This is a genomic window from Streptomyces sp. NBC_00996, from assembly GCF_045162675.1.
In the GTDB taxonomy this organism is placed as follows: domain Bacteria; phylum Actinomycetota; class Actinomycetes; order Streptomycetales; family Streptomycetaceae; genus Streptomyces.
On sequence record NZ_CP108723.1, the window covers coordinates 9,018,734 to 9,040,197 of the forward strand.

General features: G+C 68.7%; 25 protein-coding genes and 3 pseudogenes. 15 read left to right on the forward strand and 13 right to left on the reverse strand.

The window, feature by feature from the left end:
• Window positions 1-10: 10 nt before the first annotated feature.
• The 3 genes from ccrA to OG390_RS41810 all read right to left on the reverse strand — a co-directional run bounded on the left by ccrA (window position 11) and on the right by OG390_RS41810 (window position 4,536).
• The gene (gene ccrA, locus OG390_RS41800; RefSeq protein ID WP_406175259.1) at window positions 11-1,348 is read right to left on the reverse strand and encodes a crotonyl-CoA carboxylase/reductase; all 1,338 of its coding nucleotides are present in this window, start codon (window positions 1,346-1,348) and stop codon (window positions 11-13) included.
• 433 nt (window positions 1,349-1,781) lie between these two features.
• Window positions 1,782-2,594, reverse strand: coding sequence for a TetR family transcriptional regulator (locus OG390_RS41805; protein WP_406175260.1), 813 nt, complete (start codon window positions 2,592-2,594; stop codon window positions 1,782-1,784).
• A 136-nt stretch (window positions 2,595-2,730) separates the two neighbouring features.
• Window positions 2,731-4,536, reverse strand: a complete 1,806-nt coding sequence (locus OG390_RS41810) for a 3-hydroxyacyl-CoA dehydrogenase family protein (protein WP_406175261.1) — start codon at window positions 4,534-4,536, stop codon at window positions 2,731-2,733.
• A 372-nt stretch (window positions 4,537-4,908) separates the two neighbouring features.
• Between OG390_RS41810 and OG390_RS41815 the strand changes: the two genes are divergently transcribed.
• Window positions 4,909-5,487 (forward strand): adenylosuccinate lyase, encoded by a 579-nt coding sequence (locus OG390_RS41815; RefSeq protein WP_406175262.1) that lies wholly within the window; start codon window positions 4,909-4,911, stop codon window positions 5,485-5,487.
• A gap of 184 nt (window positions 5,488-5,671) precedes the next feature.
• On the opposite strand, the gene OG390_RS41820 is transcribed toward OG390_RS41815, so the two are convergent.
• The 4 genes and pseudogenes from OG390_RS41820 to OG390_RS41835 form a co-directional block, all read right to left on the reverse strand.
• Entirely contained in the window at window positions 5,672-6,184 is a 513-nt protein-coding gene (locus tag OG390_RS41820) for a GNAT family N-acetyltransferase (protein WP_406178187.1), read from the reverse strand.
• Between the two features lie 20 nt (window positions 6,185-6,204).
• Window positions 6,205-6,603 (reverse strand): RidA family protein, encoded by a 399-nt coding sequence (locus OG390_RS41825; protein ID WP_406175263.1) that lies wholly within the window; start codon window positions 6,601-6,603, stop codon window positions 6,205-6,207.
• A gap of 60 nt (window positions 6,604-6,663) precedes the next feature.
• Window positions 6,664-8,250, reverse strand: coding sequence for an alpha/beta hydrolase (locus tag OG390_RS41830; protein WP_406175264.1), 1,587 nt, complete (start codon window positions 8,248-8,250; stop codon window positions 6,664-6,666).
• A gap of 157 nt (window positions 8,251-8,407) precedes the next feature.
• A pseudogene (locus OG390_RS41835) lies at window positions 8,408-8,833 on the reverse strand (radical SAM protein); the annotation flags it as partial.
• On the opposite strand from OG390_RS41835, the gene OG390_RS41840 reads away from it, so the two are divergent.
• The 5 genes from OG390_RS41840 to OG390_RS41860 all read left to right on the forward strand — a co-directional run bounded on the left by OG390_RS41840 (window position 8,821) and on the right by OG390_RS41860 (window position 12,380).
• Entirely contained in the window at window positions 8,821-9,711 is an 891-nt protein-coding gene (locus OG390_RS41840; protein ID WP_406175265.1) for a recombinase family protein, read from the forward strand. The pseudogene OG390_RS41835 and the gene OG390_RS41840 sit on opposite strands and share 13 nt — an antisense overlap.
• Before the next feature lie 963 nt (window positions 9,712-10,674).
• Window positions 10,675-10,818: a hypothetical protein gene (locus tag OG390_RS41845; RefSeq protein WP_406175267.1), complete on the forward strand. Its 144-nt coding sequence runs from the start codon at window positions 10,675-10,677 to the stop codon at window positions 10,816-10,818.
• A gap of 63 nt (window positions 10,819-10,881) precedes the next feature.
• A complete protein-coding gene (locus tag OG390_RS41850; RefSeq protein ID WP_406175268.1) occupies window positions 10,882-11,352 on the forward strand; it encodes a hypothetical protein in 471 nt (156 codons plus the stop codon).
• A gap of 219 nt (window positions 11,353-11,571) precedes the next feature.
• The gene (locus tag OG390_RS41855) at window positions 11,572-12,243 is read left to right on the forward strand and encodes a hypothetical protein (protein ID WP_406175270.1); all 672 of its coding nucleotides are present in this window, start codon (window positions 11,572-11,574) and stop codon (window positions 12,241-12,243) included.
• Window positions 12,243-12,380: a hypothetical protein gene (locus OG390_RS41860; protein ID WP_406175271.1), complete on the forward strand. Its 138-nt coding sequence runs from the start codon at window positions 12,243-12,245 to the stop codon at window positions 12,378-12,380. The genes OG390_RS41855 and OG390_RS41860 overlap by 1 nt, the downstream gene beginning before the upstream one ends.
• A gap of 115 nt (window positions 12,381-12,495) precedes the next feature.
• Here OG390_RS41860 and OG390_RS41865 read toward each other — a convergent pair whose 3' ends face one another.
• Window positions 12,496-12,846 carry a hypothetical protein gene (locus tag OG390_RS41865; protein ID WP_406175272.1) on the reverse strand — a complete coding sequence of 117 codons (351 nt, stop codon included), beginning with the start codon at window positions 12,844-12,846 and terminating at the stop codon, window positions 12,496-12,498.
• Between the two features lie 29 nt (window positions 12,847-12,875).
• On the reverse strand, window positions 12,876-13,502 hold the full coding sequence (locus tag OG390_RS41870) for a hypothetical protein (RefSeq protein WP_406175274.1): 627 nt from the start codon (window positions 13,500-13,502) through the stop codon (window positions 12,876-12,878).
• Between the two features lie 434 nt (window positions 13,503-13,936).
• Between OG390_RS41870 and OG390_RS41875 the strand changes: the two are divergent.
• The 3 genes and pseudogenes from OG390_RS41875 to OG390_RS41885 form a co-directional block, all read left to right on the forward strand.
• Window positions 13,937-14,140 (forward strand): annotated as a pseudogene (locus tag OG390_RS41875) (transposase); the annotation flags it as partial.
• Window positions 14,124-14,933: pseudogene (locus OG390_RS41880) on the forward strand (IS3 family transposase); the annotation flags it as partial. The pseudogenes OG390_RS41875 and OG390_RS41880, both read left to right, overlap by 17 nt.
• A gap of 62 nt (window positions 14,934-14,995) precedes the next feature.
• Window positions 14,996-15,211 carry a transposase gene (locus OG390_RS41885; RefSeq protein ID WP_406178189.1) on the forward strand — a complete coding sequence of 72 codons (216 nt, stop codon included), beginning with the start codon at window positions 14,996-14,998 and terminating at the stop codon, window positions 15,209-15,211.
• A gap of 36 nt (window positions 15,212-15,247) precedes the next feature.
• On the opposite strand, the gene OG390_RS41890 is transcribed toward OG390_RS41885, so the two are convergent.
• Window positions 15,248-15,832 carry a DinB family protein gene (locus OG390_RS41890; protein ID WP_406175275.1) on the reverse strand — a complete coding sequence of 195 codons (585 nt, stop codon included), beginning with the start codon at window positions 15,830-15,832 and terminating at the stop codon, window positions 15,248-15,250.
• Window positions 15,833-15,837: 5 nt separating this feature from the next.
• On the opposite strand from OG390_RS41890, the gene OG390_RS41895 reads away from it, so the two are divergent.
• On the forward strand, window positions 15,838-15,966 hold the full coding sequence (locus OG390_RS41895) for a hypothetical protein (protein WP_406175277.1): 129 nt from the start codon (window positions 15,838-15,840) through the stop codon (window positions 15,964-15,966).
• 52 nt (window positions 15,967-16,018) lie between these two features.
• Here OG390_RS41895 and OG390_RS41900 read toward each other — a convergent pair whose 3' ends face one another.
• The gene (locus tag OG390_RS41900) at window positions 16,019-16,840 is read right to left on the reverse strand and encodes a class I SAM-dependent methyltransferase (protein ID WP_406175278.1); all 822 of its coding nucleotides are present in this window, start codon (window positions 16,838-16,840) and stop codon (window positions 16,019-16,021) included.
• A 55-nt stretch (window positions 16,841-16,895) separates the two neighbouring features.
• Here OG390_RS41900 and OG390_RS41905 point away from each other — a divergent pair, with 55 nt between their 5' ends.
• The 4 genes from OG390_RS41905 (at window position 16,896) to OG390_RS41920 (ending at window position 19,893) form a co-directional block, all read left to right on the forward strand.
• Window positions 16,896-17,615, forward strand: a complete 720-nt coding sequence (locus tag OG390_RS41905; RefSeq protein ID WP_406175279.1) for a GntR family transcriptional regulator — start codon at window positions 16,896-16,898, stop codon at window positions 17,613-17,615.
• A 258-nt stretch (window positions 17,616-17,873) separates the two neighbouring features.
• Complete coding sequence (locus tag OG390_RS41910) at window positions 17,874-18,254, forward strand: DUF6415 family natural product biosynthesis protein (RefSeq protein WP_406175281.1); 381 nt, start codon at window positions 17,874-17,876, stop codon at window positions 18,252-18,254.
• Window positions 18,255-18,522: 268 nt separating this feature from the next.
• Window positions 18,523-18,996: a glycine-rich domain-containing protein gene (locus OG390_RS41915; protein ID WP_406175282.1), complete on the forward strand. Its 474-nt coding sequence runs from the start codon at window positions 18,523-18,525 to the stop codon at window positions 18,994-18,996.
• Between the two features lie 87 nt (window positions 18,997-19,083).
• The gene (locus OG390_RS41920) at window positions 19,084-19,893 is read left to right on the forward strand and encodes a phosphotransferase (RefSeq protein WP_406175284.1); all 810 of its coding nucleotides are present in this window, start codon (window positions 19,084-19,086) and stop codon (window positions 19,891-19,893) included.
• A gap of 81 nt (window positions 19,894-19,974) precedes the next feature.
• Here the strand turns inward: OG390_RS41920 and OG390_RS41925 are convergent, their stop codons facing one another.
• Window positions 19,975-20,223, reverse strand: coding sequence for a helix-turn-helix domain-containing protein (locus OG390_RS41925; protein WP_406175286.1), 249 nt, complete (start codon window positions 20,221-20,223; stop codon window positions 19,975-19,977).
• Between the two features lie 196 nt (window positions 20,224-20,419).
• Window positions 20,420-20,731: a hypothetical protein gene (locus OG390_RS41930; RefSeq protein WP_406175288.1), complete on the reverse strand. Its 312-nt coding sequence runs from the start codon at window positions 20,729-20,731 to the stop codon at window positions 20,420-20,422.
• Window positions 20,732-20,926: 195 nt separating this feature from the next.
• Here OG390_RS41930 and OG390_RS41935 point away from each other — a divergent pair, with 195 nt between their 5' ends.
• Window positions 20,927-21,370 (forward strand): SRPBCC family protein, encoded by a 444-nt coding sequence (locus OG390_RS41935; protein ID WP_406175290.1) that lies wholly within the window; start codon window positions 20,927-20,929, stop codon window positions 21,368-21,370.
• Window positions 21,371-21,464 lie beyond the last annotated feature (94 nt).

Sequence of the window (21,464 nt, forward strand, 5' to 3'; positions counted from 1 at the left end):
CTGGGGGACCTCAGACGTTCCGGAAGCGGTTGATGGCGTCGATGTGCTGGGCGCGCTTCTCTTCGTCGCGCACACCCAAGCCCTCGCGGGGCGCCAGCGCGAGCACGCCGACCTTGCCCTGGTGGAGGTTGCGGTGCACGTCGTACGCGGCCTGCCCGGTCTCCTCCAGGGAGTAGACCTTGGAGAGCGTCGGGTGGATCTTGCCCTTGGCGACGAGCCGGTTGGCCTCCCAGGCCTCACGGTAGTTCGCGAAGTGCGAGCCGACGATCCGCTTCAGCGACATCCACAGGTAGCGGTTGTCGTACTCGTGGTTGTAGCCCGAGGTCGAGGCGCAGGTGACGATGGTGCCGCCCTTGCGGGTCACGTACACACTCGCGCCGAAGGTCTCGCGCCCGGGGTGCTCGAAGACGATGTCGACGTCCTCGCCGTCGGTCAGCTCGCGGATGCGCTTGCCGAAGCGCTTCCACTCCTTCGGGTCCTGGGTGTGCTCGTCCTTCCAGAACTTGTAGCCCTCGGCGTTGCGGTCGATGATCGCCTCGGCGCCCATCGCCCGGCAGATGTCCGCCTTCTGCTCGCTGCTCACGACACAGATCGGGTTGGCGCCACCGGCGAGCGCGAACTGCGTGGCGTACGAGCCGAGTCCACCGCTCGCGCCCCAGATGAGCACGTTGTCGCCCTGCTTCATGCCGGCGCCGTTCCGCGACACCAGCTGGCGGTAGGCGGTGGAGTTCACCAGGCCCGGAGCGGCAGCCTCCTCCCACGACAGGTGGTCGGGCTTCGGCATCAGCTGGTTGGACTTGACGAGCGCGATCTCGGCGAGACCGCCGAAGTTCGTCTCGAAGCCCCAGATGCGCTGCTCGGGGTCGAGCATCGTGTCGTTGTGACCGTCGGAGGACTCCAGCTCGACGGACAGACAGTGCGCGACGACCTCGTCACCGGGCCGCCAGGCGTTGACGCCCGGGCCGGTGCGCAGGACGACGCCCGCGAGGTCGGAGCCGATGATGTGGTACGGCAGGTCGTGGCGCTTGGTCAGCTCGCTGAGCCGGCCGTAGCGCTCCAGGAACCCGAAGGTGGCCATCGGCTCGAAGATCGAGGTCCAGACCGAGTTGTAGTTGACGGAGGAGGCCATCACGGCCACCAGGGCCTCGCCCGGGCCGAGCTCCGGCACCGGCACGTCGTCCAGGTGGATCGACTTGCGGGGGTCCTTGTCGCGGGTGGTGAGCCCGGCGAACATCTCCGTCTCGTCCTTGTGCACGGTGATCGCGCGGTACGACTCGGGGAGCGGAAGAGCGGCGAAGTCGGCAGACGTGGCAGTCTGCGACTGAATCGCGTCCAGGATTTCCTTCACGGTGTTGCCTCCGGCGATGAGCGTCCGAGGGAAGACGCTGAGGGTTACGTCGGTGCTGCTGCTGGATGTGAGGGGTGTGCCGTCGGTTCGGCGGAGGTGGTGCTGTGGCAGCGCTTTGTGGCGCAGGAGGTTGCCTGTGACGCAGGCGTCCGGGCGCGCAGACCAGTGGTTTGCGGGGACAGCCGGCGTACGAAAGGTCTCTGCACGCCGGCCGCCCGGACACCTTCAACGTATGGCACGCCGTGTCACCCCGCAAGGCACGGAGTGCCAGAAGTTGCGCTCAGGTGAAATCTTTACGTAACACGTGAGCGATGATCGATCAGAGTGCGCGATGATCGATCGAATTCGGGGTGCAAAAAGGCCGGACGCGCTCAAATCGAGCCCGTCCGGCGATGGGGGTCAAGCGGCGAGAGCCGCGGTTCTGTGAGGGAAGTTACGACCGTTCCTTGAGCGCCTGCTCGATGGTGCGCATCACCTGATCCAGCGGGGCATCGACCCGGGCCACGGTCACCAGCACGTCCCCCTCCGTGAAGGAGGACGCCGGCGCCGGCCGAGGCGCGGGCTCGCGCCCGGCGCCGATTCCCGTGCCGAACGTCTTGCGGACGATGGCGAAGGCGTGGTCCAGCTGGGCCTCGACGTCCCCCTGGCCGCCGGCCCGCAGCCAGCGCCGTAGGACATGGTTGTGCGCCGTCACCACGGCCGACGCGGCGACCTCGGCGAGCAGCGGATCGTCGTTGGCGTCGTCGTCGTGCGCGTGCTCGTCGAAGTGGCCCAGGAGATAGCGGGTGAAGAGCCGCTCGTAACGGGCCACCGAGGCGATCTCGGCCTCCCGCAGGGTCGGCACCTCGCGCGTCAGCTTGTAGCGCGAGACGGAGATCTCGGGCCGGGCCGCGTACATCTTCATGACTTCCTTGATGCCACGGCACACGGTGTCGAGCGGGTGCTCGTGCGAGGGCGCCGCGTTGAGCACCGCCTCGGCCCGGATCAAGGTGTCGTCGTGGTCGGGAAAGATCGCCTCTTCCTTGGAGCGGAAGTGGCGGAAGAACGTGCGGCGGGCCACCCCGGCCTGGGCTGCGATCTCATCGACCGTGGTCGCCTCGTACCCCTTGGTGGCGAACAGCTCCATGGCCGCGGCCGCCAGCTCTCGGCGCATCTTGAGCCGTTGCGCGGCCGCGCGACTGCCTGCGGCGCTCTCCGGTGCGTCGGGCGTGGCTGGTGTACGTGAGGACTTGGCGGGCTGGGGCATGACCCGAACGTACTGCATGTGCGCAGGAGAGCGCGCATGCCCGGGGATCCCCCCGCCCTCGACGGGCGGGGGGTTTCCGGTCGGGTCGAGCAGTCCGCCCCAGTCGGCGCTGTCTGCGAACCAGTCGCCCGGGCGCTCAGCGCCGGGCATATTCGCGGAAGCCGCGGCCCGTCTTGCGGCCGAGGCAGCCCGCGGCCACCAGATGCTCCAGGAGCGGCGCCGGGGCCAGACCCGGGTCGCGGAACTCGCGGTGCAGAACCTTCTCGATGGCCAGGGAGACGTCCAGCCCGACCACGTCCAGGAGCTCGAACGGGCCCATCGGGTACCCGCCGCCCAGCTTCATCGCCGCGTCGATGTCGTCCAGGGACGCATAGTGCTCCTGCACCATCTTGATCGCGTTGTTCAGGTACGGGAACAGCAGCGCGTTCACGATGAAACCGGCGCGGTCGCCGCAGTCCACCGGGTGCTTGCGGATCTTGGCGCAGACCTCGCGCACGGTGGCGTGCACGTCGTCCGCGGTCAGCACGGTCCGCACGACCTCGACGAGCTTCATCGCCGGGGCCGGGTTGAAGAAGTGCATGCCGATCACGTCCTGCGGGCGCGAGGTGGCGCGGGCGCAGGCGACGACGGGCAGCGAGGAGGTGGTGGTGGCGAGGATCGCGCCGGGCTTGCAGACCTTGTCGAACGTGGCGAACAGCTGCTGCTTGATCTCCAGGTCCTCCGCGACCGCCTCCAGCGCCAGATCGACCTCGGCGAAGGCGTCGTACGAGCCCGCCGGGGTGATCCGCTCCAGGGTCTGCGCCGCCGCCTCGGCCGTCATCCGACCCTTGTCGACAGAGCGCGAAAGCGACTTGCCGATACGGGCCTTGGCGGCCTGTGCCTTCTCCTCGCTGCGGGCGGCGAGGACGACCTCGTACCCGGCCTTCGCGAAGACCTCGGCGATACCCGACGCCATCGTGCCGGAGCCCGCCACGCCGACGGAGCGCACCGTGCGGCCCGGGGCCAGAGCGGCCCCCTCCAGCGGCGTCAGGGCATCCCGCACGACAGTGGTGCTGCCGGGGGCCTCGTACGAGTAGAAGCCGCGCCCCGACTTGCGGCCGGTCAGGCCCGCCTCGCTGAGCTGCTTGAGGATGGGGGCGGGGGCGTGCAGCCGGTCGTGCGACTCGGCGTACATGGCCTCCAGGACGGTCCGCGCGGTGTCCACGCCGATCAGGTCGAGCAGCGCCAGCGGGCCCATGGGGAGTCCGCAGCCCAGCTTCATCGCGGCGTCGATGTCCTCGCGGGAGGCGTACTTCGCCTCGTACATCGCGGCGGCCTGGTTGAGATAGCCGAACAGCAGCCCGTCGGCGACGAATCCGGGCCGGTCGCCGACCGCGACGGGCTCCTTGCCGAGTTCGACGGCGAGATCGGTGACCGCGGCCACCGCGCTCGGCGCGGTGAGCACCGACGAGACGACCTCGACCAGCTTCATCGCGGGCGCCGGGTTGAAGAAGTGCAGACCGAGAACGCGCTCGGGGTGGGCCGAGTCGGCGGCGAGGCGCGTCACGGACAGCGCGTTGGTGCCGGTCGCCAGGATCGTCTCCGGGCGCACGATGTCGCCGAGCGCGCGGAAGACCTGCTGCTTGATGTCGTACGACTCCGGGGTCACCTCGATGACCAGGTCGGCGTCGGCCGCGGCCGAGAGATCGGTGAACGTGCGGAAGCGGGAGAGGACGTCGGCACGCTCCTGCTCGGTGCAGCGCCCGCGCTGCACACCGCGGGCGGTGGACGCTTCGAGCGCCGTGACGGCCTGGGTGGTCGCGGCTTCGCTGATGTCGATGCCGATGACCTCGCGGCCGGCTCGGGCGAGGACCTCGGCGATGCCGGTGCCCATGGTGCCGAGGCCGACGACGGCGACGGTCTTGAGCGGGGACAGAGGGGTGTCGGACAGGGGAGTGGCCATCGCGGGACTCCAGGGAGAGGGTGACGACTGAGGAGCGCACGTGGGTACGCCAACAGGCGCACACAGTGCGGAGGTTGCGGGTGTTGCCGGGCTGACGAGCGCACACGCCCGATGCCGTCCGAGGGCGTCGACGAACGGACGCCGCGCGGAACGGTGCTGACCGACCGGCCCTGTCCCGGAGCCGTGTCGTACGCAGGTACCTGAAGTACCGAACCGACTGCTCTCACGGCGGCTGCGTCACCAGGCCACCGCAAGTACGACGCGAGTGGGTAACTCGCTCGTCTGAGCTTAACCCGCCAGTAACGAGCGCGCCAGCCCCCGACTTTGTGATGTACGTCCCCGCGCCTCACAGGCTTCTCTAGGCTCGGCGCCATGGACGAAGCGTTGCGGTCACTCACGGAGCGTGTACGGGCCGAGGCCGGAGCCTCGGCGGAGTACGACCGTCTGCTGGCGACCGAGGACCTCGACGGGCTGGCGGCGGAGCTGAGCGCTCCGGGGCAGCCGTTGTGGGCCCGGGAGCTGGTCGCCTTCCGGCTCGGGGTCGCCGGGGACCGGCGGGCCTTCGAGGCGCTCGTTCTGCTGCTCAACCACCGCGACCCGCAGCGTTGCGCGTCCGCCGCGTACGCCCTGGCCCGCCTCGGTGACTCCCGCACGGCCCGCGCGGCGGCCGCGCTCGCCACGAACGAGCTGCGCGTGGCCTACGCACTCCACCCGGTACGGCTCCTGGTCGAGCTGCGCGCTCCCGAGGCCGTGCCCGCGCTGATCACCACCCTGGAGCGCAGGCTGCGCCCGCACGACCCGTACCGCAGGGTCGCGCTCGCGTGCGTGGAGGGCCTGGGCGCGCTCGGGGACCCGCGCGCGAGACCCGTCCTGAACGAGGCGCTGGCACACCCGGCGCTCGCGGAGGCGGCCGTGCATGCGCTGGCGCGGCTGCCGAAGGAGGGGGTGTAGGCCGACGCCTGTCCCGAGGAGACGGCGTGGGCGCGCGCCCGCCCCAAGACGAAGGTGTGGCTGGTTGTCTCCCCGGGGAGACGACGCAGGCGTATGTCCGACCCGAGGAGACGGCGTGGGCGCGCGCCCGCCCCAAGGCGAAGGTGCGGCTGGACGCCTCCCCCCGAGGTGACGGCGCAGGCGGTCAGTCCACTGCGGCGTCGGCCAGCACGCGCACGTACCGCACCTCGGGCACGGCGACCCCGTCCACGTCGAAAGGCTCCTCGGCGCCGTCGGGGGCGAAGCCGGCGCGTTCGTAGAAGCGGCGGGCCGGAGCGTTCTCCTTGAGTACCCACAGCAGCATCCGCGCGTGTCCGGCCGCCGCGCAGCGATCGGCCGACTCCCGCAGCAGCGCGCGCCCCACCCCCTCGCCGACGCGATCGGGATGCACGTAGATCGCGTACAACTCGACGTCCCCCGCACGGACTTCACCGTCCCGGTACGGTCCGTGGCAGGCCCAGCCGACCACCTCGCCGTGCCGCTCAGCGACCAGGTTCACGACCTCGCCGCCGCCCTGCTCGAAGTACGCGCGCCGCCGTGCCGCGTCCCTCTCCACGCTGAGCGTGTCGAGGTACGGCTGCGGTATCAGGCCCTTGTACGCGATCTGCCAGCCTCGGATACGAATCTCGGCAACACGGTCGCAGTCGGCGAGGGTCATCTCGCGGACCAGGAGCCCGCTCACTCGGCCACCACCGCGTACGCCTCGATCTCCATGAGGAACTCCGGGCGGACCAGCCCGGCGACCTGGAGGGCGGAAGCGGCCGGGAGCCGGTCGGCGGGTATGTGCGCGTCGCGGGCCGCGCGGATCGCGGGCATGTGGGCCATGCTCGTGACGAAGAAGGTGAGTTTGACGACGTCGTCGAACGTGGCCCCGGCGGCGGCGAGACACCGGCGCAGATTCTCGAAGACCTGACGGGCCTGGGCGGCCGGGTCGCCCTCGCCGACGAGCTTGCCGTCCTCGTCGAGGGCGAGCTGGCCCGAGATCGCCACGAAGCGGCCGGTACCCATCACGACGTGGGTGTACGCGGCGGCGGTGGCGACCCCGTCGGGGGCGGAGATGCGCGTCAACTCACTCATGCGTCCATGGTGGATCATGGGTCTGACAACGCCCCCGACGGGGCACTGCTCGGCGGGGGTTCAGCCTCGGAAGCCGAGCAGCCCGTGCAACGCCGAGCCGCGCGAGGTGGTCGAAGCCGCCTTGGTGGTGGTCAGCGGCTTCGGGTCGGGCAGTTTCTCGCACACCGCGTCGATCTCGCCGCCGCTGTGCGGCACCTTGCCGTTCGTCAGATACGTCGCCAGGTACGTGTCCAGGCAGGCGTTTCCGCTCAGCGTGATCCCGTGGTTCCCGCCGCCCTGCTCGACCACCAGGCTGGAGCCGCGCAGCAGGTGGTGGACGGTGACACCGCCCTCGTACGGGGTGGCCGCGTCGTTCGTGGCCTGGAAGAGCAGCGTCGGGGGCAGGGCCTTGTTGGAGATGTCCATCGGCTGGAGCGAGCTCGTCGGCCAGAAGGCGCACGGCGCGTTGTACCAGGCGTTGCTCCAGACCATGAAGGGCGCCTTGTCGTACACCGCCCAGTTGTCGTTGCGCCACTGGTTCCAGTCGCGCGGCCAGGACGTGTCACGGCACTGCACCGCGGTGTAGACGCTGTAGCCGTTGTCGCCCGAGGCATCGACGGCGCCGAAATGGCCGTACGCCTCGATCAGCGGGTCCGAGTCCTTGTCGTTCACATAGGTCGCGAACGCCTCGGCGAGGTGGGGCCAGTAGCCGTTGTAGTAGGCGCCGGGGATGAAGGTGTCCTCCAGTTCGGAGGCGCCCACCTTCTTCTGCGCGGGCTTCTTGGCGAGCGCCGCCCGCATCGCGTACCACTTGGCCTCGACCTCCGCCGGGTCGGTGCCGAGCTGGTACGTGGCGTTGTGCTTGGCGACCCAGGCCAGGAACGCCTGGTGGCGGTCGTTGAAGGCGTAGTCCTGTTGGATGTTGTCGTCGTACCAGACGCCGGTGGGGTCGACGATGGAGTCCAGGACCAGCCGGCGTACGCGGTTCGGGTAGAGCTTCGCGTACATGGCGCCCAGGTAGGTGCCGTACGAGTACCCGAAGTAGTTGATCTTCTCTGCGCCGAGCGCGCTCCGGATCGAGTCCATGTCCCGGACCGCGCTCACCGTGTCGATGTACGGCAGCAGGCTCGCATATTTGGTGCCGCAGGCCTGGGCGAAGGCCTTGGCGCGATCGAGGTTGGCCTTCTCCATGGCCGGCGTGCTGGGGACGGTGTCGGGGCGGGCCGGGTTGAACTGCCCGGGCTTGCAGTCCAGGGCCGGCTTGCTGGCGCCGACGCCGCGCGGGTCGAAGCCGATGACGTCGTACTGCGCGGCCACCTGCTTCGGCAGCGACGACGCCACGAATCCGGCCAGTGTGAGACCGCTGCCGCCGGGTCCGCCGGGGTTGACCAGCAGCGGCCCCTGGTCCGTCTTCGCGGTGTGCGGGACGCGGGACAGGGCGAGGGTGATCAGCCGGCTGTGCGGGTTCGAGTGGTCCAGCGGCACCGGCAGGGACGCGCACTGGAGCCTCGGATAGTCGCTGGTGCCGCACTTCTTCCAGGTGAGCTTCGTGGTCTGGGTGGTGCGCGGTGCGGTCGCGGAGCCGGCGCTCGCGTCGGCGGGGATCGACGTGATCATCCCGGCCACCACGGCGGCTGCCCCGCACAGAGCAGCTGCGCGTTTCTTCATAAAGCCTCCCCAGGACGGAGGATTTTGAGCCGTGCAGGCCACGGCCCTCGCCGCATCGTCCCGGGAAGGGAGGTCGGAGGAACTCGTTCTGACGAGACTTGACCCGATTGAGCCGCGGGATGCGCTCGGATGCCGTCAGAGATGTTTCGAAGGTGCTTCAGAGCAGCGTGAGCTGGGTCGGCTCCGCGGGGGTGGTGATCCTGCGGGGCGTCCCTGCGCGCGTGGCGCCGATGCCGTACTCCTCTGCCAGCTCGTGGACCTGACGGGTGATCCGGCGCTGGTACCACTTCGGGGCGTAGGCGCCCTCCGCGTACAGCCGCTCGTAACGCCGCACGAGATACGGGTGATGGCGCTCCAGCCAGGCCATGAACCACTCGCGGGCGCCCGGCCGCAGGTGCAGCACGAGCGGGGTCACCGAGGTGGCGCCGGAGGCCGCGATCGCCCGTACCGTGGCGCGCAACTGGGCCGGGTGGTCGCCCAGGAAGGGGATCACCGGGGCCATCAGGACACCGCAGCCGATGCCGTGGTCCGTCAGGGTACGGACGACGTCCAGCCGGCGCTCCGGGGCCGGTGTGCCCGTACGAGGCGATCGCGGCAGGCGCTGCGCTGTCAGGCATTGCTGCCGACCTGAATGAGCGGGAGATCCTCAACCGCAACGGCAAGCCGTGGACCCACAATGCCGTGCGCTACCTGCTCCAGAACGAGCGGTACGCGGGCCTGCGCCAGTACAACGGCACCACGTACGCGGGCAAGTGGCCAGCGATCGTGAGCGAGGACCAGTGGCGCCAGGCAGTCAAGATCTTGACCCACCCGAGTCGCAGGACATCGCCGGGCCCGGCGCGTAAGTGGCTGTTGTCGGGCATCGCCCTGTGCGGGGTGTGCGATGACGGCACGACGGTGACGAGCGCGCAGCGCGGGCCGAAGAGCAGCGCGAAGGGCGGCCCCGACCGCATCTACAAGTGCCGGGGGCCCATCAAGCACCTGGCCCGCAACGCTGAGCCCATTGACAGGATGATTGCGGGTACGGAGCCGGGTGAACCGCTGGGTTTGGTGCCGCGGCTGCTGGTGCAGGAGGACGCGGGCCGGTACCTTATGGACGAGGAGCGCCCGGACATGGATGAGCTGGCTGCCAAGGCGGGTGTCCTCAGGGCGCGTCTGAAGAACATGACCGACGAATTCGCCGACAATGACGAGGCTGATGTCTTCGAATTCAAGAGTGCCGTGCGGCGGGTCAAGCAGCGGCTGGCGGATATCGAGCAGCAGATGACCAGCCCCGACCGGGAGGCCGTCCTGGGGGATCTCGTGCGCGCCGACGATGCGGTGGCGGCGTGGGTCGCCCTGCCGCTGGATCGTAAGCGGGCTGTCATCAGCATGCTGATGACGGTGGCGATCCGTCCGGCCGGGCCGGGCAGGCGGAAGTTCGACCCGGAATCCATCAGGATCGTTCCGAAGACTCGTTGATGCCGGGTGGCGCATACCCTCCCAGGGAGGCCGGATGGCCTGCAAGTGCCAGGAGGGAACACGCTGTCGGTCTGTCGCCAAGGGTCTTGTCCCCGCGCGGGATCTAGCCGCAGAGAGCGCAGATCTGAACGTCCAGCGAAGGGGAGACCGACACGTCAATCGAGACGTTCAGGCCGGGCGGGCTGCCATCCTTCCCGGGATGTGTGGCGGGTGGCCCGGGCGTGTGCGTGTGGCCCGGCGGCGTCGGCTCGTGCGTCTGGCCTGGAGGAGCGGTCCCTTTCCCGTGACTGGGGCTTGTGCTGGAACGGTCGGCCGGCGCAGGAGAGAAGGCCTCTGCCTCGGTGGGCGATGGTGTGCCGCCGGCCTCCGCGCCCGGCGCTGCCAGTGCCGTCTCGCCGGGCGACGGGGCCGCGCTGGGCCCGGGCAAGCGGGGTGCGACGACAGGTCCGGGCGGGGTCGATGGAGTGTCGGGCGGCCTGGCTGGTCGCAGACGGTATCGCTGTGGATGAAGAGGGCGGCGGCTGCTGGTCAGCGCCGTCGCTCCACGGCTGCGCGACGAACATGGTGACCGTCGCCGCGGGGACGGCGGCTGCTGTGAGGGTCCCGATGAACTGGTTGCGGTGGGCGCGCAGGGCCCCGCGCGCTGCTGTGGCGATGGTGGCTGCGGCGCTGACCGCTCCGCCGATGTACAGGCCCAAGTGCCGCTTCCTGCGGATGGGTTCTTGTCCTGGAGGTGGGAGGGTGGCGGAGTCGCCGGATACCTCCAAGCCGCCGTTGGCGACGGCTATCTCTGCTTGCGGACCGTTGGCGTGGTCCGCGTCTTCGTCTTCGGTAATGAGCTGTCTGAGACATGTCACGTGGGCTCGCTGGGCGCGCATCTGCCTGTCGATCCCTGTGATCTGTCGCCTGAGCTCGGCCAGTTGACCGAGGAGGCGCCGCAAGAACAGACCCCCAGTGATGGTGATGACGCCAAGCGCACCCACGACGATGACCGAGGTCATGCCGCTCCCCTGTCTGGCTGCGCGTCGGGACCGCGGCGCCGTACGCGCCGCGATCCGCCACACCGTCGACACCGGCCTCGAAGCCCAGCACCCTTACCGCGACTAGCACACTGCGCAGGCAGGGCACGGCCGCTCGTAGAATCCGCACACAGTCAGCAAAGGGGTGGGGATGAACGACGCACCGAAGCAGGACCTCGATACGCCTGCGAGATCAGAGCTTCAGCAGAACCGGGCCGCACTCAGGGTCGGCCTTGGCGCCGCTGCAATCGTTGTGCTTGTGGGGGCCGGAGTGGCAATCGGATTGGCGGCAGCTGGCCCTGATGGAGGTGCGTCCGACACGGCACTGTCGTACGCCCGCAAGGCATGTGAACGCGTCGATATGGGCTCTCCGGGCCAGGCCGCCGACAACACCCAGTCGGCTGCCGAAGAGGCTCACGGCTGGAGTGACATCGCGGACAACGCTGCTCGAGCCGCTCGCCTGGACGAAGCCTGGAACGAACTTGCGCGTGCCACCGATGCCCAGTACCGCGTATGGAACCTAAGCGCCCAGGGAGCTGATCAGGCTCTCATCGACGCAGCTATAGCCGAGGCCACCGCCCATCCCTTCGAGCCGGAATGCCGAAAGGCCCTCGTACGCTGACACGCCACGAGTCAGTCGCCCGCGAGCCCCGGTCTACCCTGGGCCAGGCGGAGCACCGCCTGGCCGTACATCGCCAGCGTCCAGGGTGGGCCGCGCGAACCCGTGCGCCCGGGAGGGGCAGAACCCCGGCCCACCCCGCAACACCCCGCGCTGCCCGGCCCTTTGCTCGCTCTTGAAAGTCGGTCGCATGCGGGCGAGTTTGACGAATACCCTCATCTTGTGACGATCAACACCGACGAACAGCAGTACCGCCGGGCGATTTTGACGCAGCTGGAGAACATCAAACCCCACGAAGCGCTCACCTCCACGCCATCGTCGGCCTGGGACGTGCAGTCGGGCAGCCCTCTGGCGGGCGATGACGCCAAGACCAACCCGTATCAGGTGTCGCACCTGGCCTGGCAGGCGCTCACCGTTGCCTGCGACCACGTGAACTGCCTCCGGCGAAGCCTGATCGGCGACCAGCAGGGCGACCACATCACCGTCACGATGCACATCTACGCCCAGGCGACGCTGCTGCGCGGGGCGTTCGAGAACAGTGCCCGCGCCGTCTGGCTGCTCGCTCCGCGCAAGCGTCTGACGCGCATCACGCGCCGACTCGCCCTCCAAAGGGACAGCAACAAGCACTCGGATCGGATGCACCAGCTCCTGGGTACGACGCCGAGCCGCACCACGACCGAGCGCGAGAAGCAGATCCGGGACCTTGCCGTGAGCGCCGGGATCTGCCCGAGCGACGTGAAGAAGGAGCTGACCTTCGGCTACAAGACGATGGTCCAAACAGCCGGCGATCACCTCGTCGGCATGGGGGCGGACCAGGCAGAGGCCGTCTGGAGTGCCTGCAGCGCGCTCGCCCATGGGGATGTCCACAGCCATGGGCTTTCTGGAGAGAGATAGTGAGCCAGGTCGGCAACGTTGCGCTCACCAAGCTCTCCACCGACTCCAAGATCATGGTCTGGGTCACGACGCTCACCGTGCAGATGGTCGAGTACGGCTTCGAGCTGTACAAGCAGCGGGTGACAGCACCCGCGTGATGGACCCGGCACGGTCGACGGCGCGGAAGGCGAATGGCTCCGTGTCTTAGCCGCTGAGATGCGAACAGGGCAGAGCCGGCACGGGGGGAACCGGTGGAACTCCGGGCCGACTGACTCAGGGATGCTTCCCGAACACCTCATACTTCGGCGAGTCGTTCGCGCCGTCGGCGCAGCCCTCCATCCACGTGCTCCGGTCAGCCACGCCGTCGGGCATCCGCTCGCCACACTGCTCGCGGATCCAGCCCTGTGACGGTGCGTCCCATCCGCTGCATGCCAAGATGCGCTGAGCAGGGTCGGTGATGCTTCCGTCGGTGCACCGCGGGTCTTGGGGAAGTGGCTCGTAGTCTCCAGCGATCTGCACCCCGATATCGAGCGCGTACCAGTAGATCTCTTCCCGCGATGCCGAGCAGCCCGCCACCGCGAGCACGGTCGACGCCACCACCGCGCCGATGAAGAACCGCTTCACACTGCCCCCAGAAGGCCCCACGCGTCTGGCTACTTCACCCTGCCCGTGAAGATTGCCGTCTCCGACTCGTAATCCGGGGACACCTCCACCTGCAACGACGACTCCCCCTTCGGGAACTCACACCCCCACGGCACACTGATCGACCTGCCCGCCAACAGACGTGTCTCCGGCCCGCCTTCCAAGCCCTTGTCCGTGTCGAAGATGGAATCACTGCTGCTCCCGTCCTGACCGTAGGAGCAGTTCACCGTGAGACCCGTCACGTCCACGGTGTCGGTCGACCCGTTCTTCACTTTCACCGTGAACCTGACGTAAGGCGTGTTCTCCGGTGTCGCGTACTCGCTCGACATGCCCCGCGTGAACTTGCTGAGGCTGACCTCCACGCCGGTCTCATAGCTGACCGTGTCAGTCAGCCCGAACACCTGCGGCCCCGTGTCACTCGGCGTGGGCTCGGGTTCCTCGGCGGCCGTAACGGTGTCATCAGCAGGCTTCGTCTCCGCGGCCTTCGTGGTGCTGCCCTTGTCGTCGCGGCTGTTGACGACAACAGCGCCGGTTCCAATGACCGCGGCGATCACGGCGACTGCGGATCCGATGATGATCAGGTTGGTGCGGCTCTTCTTCGGCGGGGCCGGCGGCGGCGGTGGCGGGAAGTCCGGCATCGGCGGCGTGGTGTCGTGGCTCATGGTCTCCCCTGTGCGGCTTGCGTGCAGGGGGCATCATGCGCCAATGTAAGTGACCTGTGAAGACGGTGTGTTCAAGTCGTGACATGGCGAAACCCCCACCGGCGCGAGCGCAGGCGTCCCAGGCGACCGTACCCCGCATGCGTTCGGGCGGGCCGCGCGAACCCGTGCGCCCGGGAGGGGTAGAACCCCGGCCTGCCACCCAACTCCGGCGATTCGCACAGTCACGAGTCGGCTACAAACTGTGCGATTCATGCGCCGCGCGGTGAACGTCGCCTTCACAATTACCGGTCCTTGTACCGACCTTGGGGGCAATGATGACCTTGAAGTTCCCCCGCTGAGCTGGACAGCCTGATACTGGGACGGACGGGCCCCGGAGGAAGCAGTTCCAGGTAGTGAGCAAGAAGAGCAACATGAGCAAGCGGTACACGGCCGAGTTCAAACGCGACGCGGTCGCGTTGGTGCACTCGTCAGGGAAGACGGTCACCGAGGTCGCCCGGGAGATCGGCGTCAGCCCCGAGGGACTGCGCAACTGGGTCAAGCAGGACGAGGCTGACCGCGGGCACGGGCCTGCGGGTGCCCTGACCAGCGACGAGAAAGATGAGCTGCGGCGTCTGCGGCGGGAGAACCGGGAACAGCAGCAGCCGCGGCCTTCTTCGCGCGGGAATCGACGAAGTGGCCGTGCGCTACGCGTTCATCGATGCGGAGAAGGCTACCGAGGACAACCCGGACGGCCACAGCGTCAGCCTGATGTGCAAGGTCCTGGGCGTGTCCCGCTCCGGCTACTACGCCTGGTGTGCCGCACGCCCGGCCGCCGAGACACGAGCGGGCCAGGAGACCGAGCTGGTCACGGAGATCCGGAAGCTCCACACGCAGTCCCGCCGCGCCTACGGCTCCCCGAGGATCACGGCCGCATTGCGCCGCAAGGGCCGGCGGATCAACCGGAAGAGAGTCGAGCGGCTGATGCGCGAGCACGACATTCGGGGTATCACCCGCCGCAGGCGCCGCGGCCTGACCAGGCCGGACAAGAAGGCGATCCCGTCCCCCGACCTGGTCGGACGTGACTTCACCGCCACTGAGCCCGGCACGAAACTGGTCTCCGACATCACCTACCTGCCCACCCTCGCCGGCTGGTGGTACCTCGCCACCGTCATCGACCTGGCCACCTGGGAAGTGATCGGCTATGCCATGGCTGACCACCACCGCGCCGAGCTCGTCGTCGACGCGCTGAAGATGGCCGCCGGCCGTGGACTGCTCAAGGAGGGCTGTATCGCACACTCCGACCGCGGATCCGAATACACCTCACGCGAATACCGCAGCCAGATACGGAAGTTGAGAATGCGGCAGAGCATGGGCAGAACAGGCTCCTGTTGCGATAACGCCGCAGCCGAGAGCTTCTTCGGATTGCTGAAAGCGGAGATCGGGACCACCGCCTCGACCAGCAGACCGAGCAATGGCAACGACGCTATGCCATCCGCGCCGGCATCGAGGCGAGACTCTCCCAGACCATCCGAAGCAACGGCCTACGCCGCACCCGCTACCGGGGGCTCGCCAAGACGCATGTTCAACACGTCCTCACCGCCATAGCCTGCAACCTCACCCGCACCGCCGACTGGATCGCCGAAACACCCCGTGGACGCACACGATCAAGCCGATTCCACACCCTCTGCACCGCAGCCGCCGGATGACTCCTGAAGATCACCAACAGAGTCACGGCGTTGCCTCTAACCCTTGATTGGTGCGGCCGACCTGGCGGCCTGCTCGATCTTCGCGCAGTAGGCTGCACGGGCTTCCTCGTCGATCTGCTTCTCGTGTTCGGCGCGCAACCCGGTCCGGCCGTCGAGGCCCTCGCGCAGGATATCGGCGTGCCCGGCATGCCGGATGGACTCGCCGAGTACATGGACCATGACGGCGAACAGGTTCGTGTCGGCATAAGGCTCCGTCCACCACGGCACGTGGCCGGGGGCGTCGAGGGGAAGCTCGTTGATCGTCGCGTCCGAGTGTTCCCACGTGCGCCGGTAGAACCCGATGATCTGATCGCGGGTCTCGTCCTCGGTCGCCCACAGATCGCTGCCGTTGGAGTCCTGCCACCGGGGCAGCGGTTCCGGGGAAGGGCGGTCGAAGACCTCGCCGAAGTACCTGGCCTCGACGCTGGCCACGTGTTTGACCAGGCCGAGGAGGTTGGTCCCGGTCGCTGTCAACGGTCGGCGGGCGTCGTATTCGGACAAGCCGTCGAGTTTCCAGAGCAGCGCCTTGCGGTCCCGCCGCAGTCTCCCGTGCAGGTTGTCTTTCGCGAATTCATCGATCATGCGGCATGAGCCTGCCATGGGCTGCTCGTGGTCTCAAGATCCCGTACATGGTCCGCAACGACTGGCAGAGCCGAGGCCTGGCCATGGCCGCCGCCCTGACCTGGTACAAGGAGATCGCGAAACTTGCCACGTGAGACAACCTCTTATTCGTGTGCTCGGACATGGTCCGGCAAGCCCCTCGATCATTCAACGGTCTGATGGCCGACGCCCGATCGTCAGAAGGTGGGAGCTCGCCGCCAGCAGCTCCGGGTACGGCTCAGCCATGCGCGCCGCGGTCAGCGCCGACTCGAACAGCGGCGTCTCCCGAAAGTCGGCGCCCGTGTTCCGTTCAGCCGCAGCCAGCATGGACCAGGCTGGGCCCTCGACGCCGAAGACTTCGGCGTCCTGGAAACCAGCGGCGGTGACCTCGCCGCGCAGCTGCTCGCCGCTGTGGAAGTACGCGGCGGTGAAAGCCTTCTTCCCGTCGTGGATCTGGCTGCGCAGGATCCCGTCGATGCTCGCCTGCATCGCTTCCTTGTGTAGATGGGCGTAGGCGGCATGCTCGAACAGGGATGAGTACCGGTTGATGCCTGCTGCCGCCAGGAGGCCGCCCGGCTTGAGGACGCGGTACGCCTCGGTGAGGGCCCGGTCTCGGTCTGCGCGGTCGATGAGGTGGTACAGGGGGCCGAGGAGGAGAACGACGTCGTAGGCGGCGTCTTCGCCGGTGAGTTGGCGGGCGTCGCCCAGTTCGACGGTGGCGCCCGTGTCCTTGGCCTGCTCGATATGGCGGGGAATCGGGTCGACGAGGTGGACGGTGTAGCCGTCGGCGACAAGCCACCGGGCGTGGGCGCCGGGACCGCCGCCTACGTCGAAGATCTGGGCTGGCGAAGGGGGCAGGTGTCGGCGCAGCAGTTCCTGCGTGCGTACCATCTCCAGGCGTCCGTCGGCCGTCGTGGTCAGCCGGTCGGCCTCGTCGATGGTCTCGGTGTAGAACCGTGTGATCTCCGGCGCTAGCTCAGGGCTCGTCATGCGGGCATTCTGAGGGCTCACCGGTGGACCAGTCCAGTGATCGGAACAACGCCCCATGCCACTGCTGAAGTACGAGCAGATCGCCGAGGATCTGCGCACCCGGATCGCGAACGGTGAGTTCGTGGCGGGTGAGCTGCTGCCTTCTGGCCGCGACCTTGCCGAGCAGTGGACTGTCTCGCGGGCCACCGTCGTCAAGGCCTACGACGTGCTGCGCAATGACGGCCTAGTGGTGGCCCGTCAGGGCTCGGGGTTCACGGTTGCGGAGACCCCGATCGCGAGGCCCGCTGGCGGGCGCCGGGCGGGGTCCACTCGCGTGTCTGGGGGTGCCCCGTACCGGCGGCTCGGCATCCCGGACCGTACGGTGCCGCCGTCGCAGGTCGCCGACGTCCTGGGGCTCATGCCCGGCGAGAAGGCGCTGCGGCGGATCCGGCTGCTCCTGCTCGAAGACGGCTCGCCGCACAGCCTGGTGACGGCCTGGTTTCCTCCGTCGATCGCGGACGCCGCTCCACGCCTATCCATGAAGGGGCCCATCGCTGAGGGCACCACGCACTATGTGCGGCGTGAGACGGGTCTGTCCCCGGTGGAAGGCGCAGATGTCACGACGGTGCGTCTGGCCACGGAAGAGGAGGCCCGCCTGTTGGAGGTGGAGCAGCCTGTGGCGGTTGCGGTCGTGCTCCACGCGGCGTTGGACAAAGACCGGCTGGCGCTCGTGTGCGAGGAGGGCGTGACGGCCTCTCACGTGTTCGAGCAGATCGACAAATATCCGATGCGGTAAGTGAATTGACGCCCCCTCCTTCCCGTACGGCTTGACTGGACCGGTCCACCGGTCCAGTCTCTTTGTTGTGCCGCGCCAGCGTGCCGCGAAAGCGGCCGTACTGTGCCCGGCTGCCGGAACGACGAAGCCCGGCGACCGCTGACACGGCCCCGGGCGCGGCCAACGCTCAAATCAGCGAGGGAGCGTCGACATGACGAACAGTACGGTCCCGGCGCAACCCGGGGTCAAGATGACGGCACGCGTGTGCCGGGTGAAGGCATGACCGGCACCGTAGAAACGGACAGCGACACCGGCGTGCCGGACATCGACACCATGCACGAGACCATCGACAGGCTGCTCAACCCGGATGCTGTCCCCGAGGTACTGCCGCCGACCGCCGAAGAGCTGGAGACGCTGACCAGCCTGCTGCGCGGGCACCTGGACCTGCTCATGCCCGAGGTGGAGCGGGCTGCCGCCAAGCTGGCGAAGAACAGCATCCCGAGGTATTGCGCCCTCGCCTGCCTGGGCGAGGCCCGCCAGAGACTCGCGGCGCAGCCGAGCCCCGCACCGGGAGGAGATGTCTCGTACGCCCGGCGCCTGGCCCGCGCACTGAACGCCCTCGTGGACCACTTCGAGAGCCTGAGCAGAGCCGAGCCGTGAAGTCGATCACCGGCCTGCTCTTCTACGTGGCGGCCGTGACCGCGTCCGTCCTCGCCCTGGTGCTGGCGTGGACCCCGAACTGACGCACCCCCATGGCAGCCGCAGGGTCAGGGCCGCACTGCGAACGCCCCTCCCGTCGTGCTCCGCAAGACACGGCGGGAGGGGTCTGCAAGACCCCCGCCCCGGGCCCCAACCCTGGACAGGTCGAGCCCCGGGGCGGGTCGCACCACGCACGTCCGAAGCACCACCGACCAAGGAGGCACGGAACGTGACTGACACGACGAACCGCCGGGTGATCGACGCTCGGAGCCTGATCAGCGACGACACGCGGGCAACCCTCGTGGCCAACATGCGCGACAAGTTCCCCCAGCTGACGGAGGAGAAGGCGGACCGCGGCGTCGGCCAGATGCTCGCCTTCCTCGCCGCGTGCGCCTACAGCAAGAGGCCCCTCTCCCCGTCACCGCTGGTGGACGACTTCTGGCACGCCTTCCTGCTCCACACCAAGGCGTACCGGGAGTTCTGCGCGGAGACCTTTGGCCGGTTCCTGGACCACCAGCCTGGCTATCTCGACCCTGAGGAGCACGGGGGCGGCAGGGCGCTCCGCGCCGGGACCGTCGACTGCATCACTCTCGCCGGGTACGAGATCGACATGGAGTTCTGGCCCGAGCTGGACCTCGCACATTGCTCGCAGTGCCACGCGAACTGCTCGGACAGCCCGAACCATCCCGCGATCCATTCCTGACGGGTGCTCACCGGTCCTCGGTGTGTGCCACGCTGTGGCCAAGCCGGGGGCCTCCCCGTTTCGCTCGACCTGTTCCAGGAGACCGCGGTGGACCGCATCGAATGGCAGCACCTCCCAGCAGCAACCCGGGCCGCCGTCGAACAGTGCACAGGCACGGTCACAGCGACAGAGGCCGCGCCGCACGGCGTCATGTCCCGGCTGGCCTGCACCGTTCACGCACGGGCAGGCCGGGTGTTCGTCAAGGGCACCCAGCGGGACGACCCGCAGGCGTGGGTATACCGCCACGAAGCCCAGGTCACGCGAACCGCGTGCTGTTCGCCCCACGTGCTGTTCGAAGTCGACGCCGGGGGATGGCTGCTCTACGGATGCGAGTACATCGACGGCCGGTACCCGGACCTGACCCCTGGTTCGGATGACCTCGGCCCGCTCGTGCAAACGTTGACCATCACGTCCCAGGCGCGGTGGCCCGAAGAGCTGTGCAAGAAGCCGCTTCACTCGCGCTGGGCCGACTTTCTGCCCGAGGACGTACCGGCAGGACTTCAGGGCCGGGGACTCGCCCACACGGACATGTCCCCGCACAACATGCTGGTGACCGCCAGCGGCGACCTGCTGCTCCTGGACTGGGCCCTCGCCTGCCCCGCGCCGGCGTGGGCCGACGCCGCGCTGACGATCCCTCGGCTCATCTCGGCCGGCCACACCCCCGAGCAAGCCGAGGCGTTCGCGCGGCAGGTGCCCGCGTACCGCGTGGCCGACCCTGCGAACGTGACCGTCTTTGCGCGCACCGTCCACGCTGCGTGGGAGGACTGGGAGCGCACGCGTCCGCTGCCTCATCGTGCCGCGCTCACTGCTGCGGCCCGAGACTGGGCCGCGTGTCGTGAGGCCGTGCCGCTGCCCTGAGCCCTGGAAGCGCCGTCGCCGGTAGCGGCTCCCCATACGGGCCCCGTCTGTCCGCTCTCCCCGTGGCGGATGGGCGGGGCCTCAGCGCTGGGTCGGAGGACTCCCGATGAGGACGGTCACGTTCTCGTCCAAGGCGGCGGCGATGCGCAGCAGGTCACCGAACCGGGGATCCGAGGTGCCGCGCTCGATTCGCTGAATGTGAGCGCGGCTCACGCCGGTCGCTTCGCTGAGTGATTCCTGGGTGTGGTGGGCAGCCGCGCGTAGGTCCGCGATGCGCTCGCCCAGCTCGCGACGCCACTCAATGATCCAGTCGGGGTCGTCGCGAGGCACTCGGCAAAGCTGCGATCTTTGTGTTCACATGTCAGCATCAGCCCAGATGCTTTTTCTGATGCAACGTCAGGTATGGGCTGTCTCAAGCGCCCACCCCGCCGGAGGACCGCAAGCCTCTGGTTGGGCGGGCTTCTGACTGCTCCGAGCAGGGGACCCGTCGCACCGCAGGCTTGCGGTCCTCCGGCGCGACGGGAGTTCATGAGCGTTCGAGGCGGTGCGCGGTGCGCTCGCGCAGGAGCAGCCACGCCTCGGCGCGGCTCTCGCTCGTGGGGCGGACTCTGGCGCCCTGGAACAGCGCCGCATCCGCCGCCCTGCCCGCCTGGTTCCGGGCGGCGCTTTCCTCGGGAATCGACCTGGTCATGGCCTTCCAGGCCTTGTCTGCTTGTCGCGCGCCGGGCATCGGGCCTCCCTCGCTAAATAGGTGGGTGGTCACCGCGTCCGCGCCGAACAGCGCGGCGTCCCGGGCGGGGTCCCCGGCGGGGTCCACTGTGAGGTTCTCCCAGCGCATGACGCCTCCTCGATAGCACTGGGCACAGAATAGAACACATGTTCCCTTGATCGTGCGACCTCCTTTTCCGTGACACCCGCGAGGGGCTCCCGGTGGCCGGTCCACGCCGCTCGGGGGCCCCGATTTGGGCGGCCGGGTCGCCTGGTGGTTGGCTGGCGGCACACCCCCGAGGAACCAATTGCTGGAGGAAGTGCCATGGCGCAGGTCGAGGCCACGACGGAGCGGGTCATCGCGGCGGACGCGGAGGCGGTGTTCGACGCCCTGGCCGACTACAGCGGCACGCGCGCGAAGCTGCTGCCCGAGCACTTCAGCGAGTACGAGGTGCGCGAGGGCGGCGACGGCGAGGGTACCCTCGTCCACTGGAAGCTCCAGGCCACCAGCAAGCGCGTCCGCGACTGCCTGCTCGAGGTGAGCGAGCCCACCGACGGCGAGCTCGTCGAGAAGGACCGCAACTCCTCGATGGTCACCAGCTGGCGGGTCACCCCGGCCGGCGAGGGCAGGTCGCGCGTCGTGATCACCACCGTCTGGAACGGCGCGGGCGGCATCGGCGGCTTCTTCGAGAAGACCTTCGCGCCCAAGGGCCTCGCCCGGATCTACGACGCGGTGCTCGCCAAGCTCGCCACCGAGGTGGAGAAGTAGTTCCACGCGGTCCGCTCGCCAAGGGGTAACCGTGCAGGGCCCGTTGGCGCCTCACCGTTTCGAGTGGATCCCCCTGTCACGCGACGGTACGCCG

What these genes read in the sequence shown, in the direction of transcription:
- OG390_RS41805 (WP_406175260.1), bottom strand. Translation starts at nt 2,594, where the DNA reads ATGCCCCAGCCCGCCAAGTCCTCACGTACACCAGCCACGCCCGACGCA.
- OG390_RS41810 (WP_406175261.1), bottom strand. Translation starts at nt 4,536, where the DNA reads ATGGCCACTCCCCTGTCCGACACCCCTCTGTCCCCGCTCAAGACCGTC.
- OG390_RS41815 (WP_406175262.1), top strand. Translation starts at nt 4,909, where the DNA reads ATGGACGAAGCGTTGCGGTCACTCACGGAGCGTGTACGGGCCGAGGCC.
- OG390_RS41820 (WP_406178187.1), bottom strand. Translation starts at nt 6,184, where the DNA reads ATGACCCTCGCCGACTGCGACCGTGTTGCCGAGATTCGTATCCGAGGC.
- OG390_RS41825 (WP_406175263.1), bottom strand. Translation starts at nt 6,603, where the DNA reads ATGAGTGAGTTGACGCGCATCTCCGCCCCCGACGGGGTCGCCACCGCC.
- OG390_RS41830 (WP_406175264.1), bottom strand. Translation starts at nt 8,250, where the DNA reads ATGAAGAAACGCGCAGCTGCTCTGTGCGGGGCAGCCGCCGTGGTGGCC.
- OG390_RS41845 (WP_406175267.1), top strand. Translation starts at nt 10,675, where the DNA reads ATGACGCCAAGCGCACCCACGACGATGACCGAGGTCATGCCGCTCCCC.
- OG390_RS41850 (WP_406175268.1), top strand. Translation starts at nt 10,882, where the DNA reads ATGAACGACGCACCGAAGCAGGACCTCGATACGCCTGCGAGATCAGAG.
- OG390_RS41870 (WP_406175274.1), bottom strand. Translation starts at nt 13,502, where the DNA reads ATGCCGGACTTCCCGCCACCGCCGCCGCCGGCCCCGCCGAAGAAGAGC.
- OG390_RS41890 (WP_406175275.1), bottom strand. Translation starts at nt 15,832, where the DNA reads ATGATCGATGAATTCGCGAAAGACAACCTGCACGGGAGACTGCGGCGG.
- OG390_RS41895 (WP_406175277.1), top strand. Translation starts at nt 15,838, where the DNA reads ATGAGCCTGCCATGGGCTGCTCGTGGTCTCAAGATCCCGTACATGGTC.
- OG390_RS41900 (WP_406175278.1), bottom strand. Translation starts at nt 16,840, where the DNA reads ATGACGAGCCCTGAGCTAGCGCCGGAGATCACACGGTTCTACACCGAG.
- OG390_RS41905 (WP_406175279.1), top strand. Translation starts at nt 16,896, where the DNA reads ATGCCACTGCTGAAGTACGAGCAGATCGCCGAGGATCTGCGCACCCGG.
- OG390_RS41910 (WP_406175281.1), top strand. Translation starts at nt 17,874, where the DNA reads ATGACCGGCACCGTAGAAACGGACAGCGACACCGGCGTGCCGGACATC.
- OG390_RS41930 (WP_406175288.1), bottom strand. Translation starts at nt 20,731, where the DNA reads ATGCGCTGGGAGAACCTCACAGTGGACCCCGCCGGGGACCCCGCCCGG.
- OG390_RS41935 (WP_406175290.1), top strand. Translation starts at nt 20,927, where the DNA reads ATGGCGCAGGTCGAGGCCACGACGGAGCGGGTCATCGCGGCGGACGCG.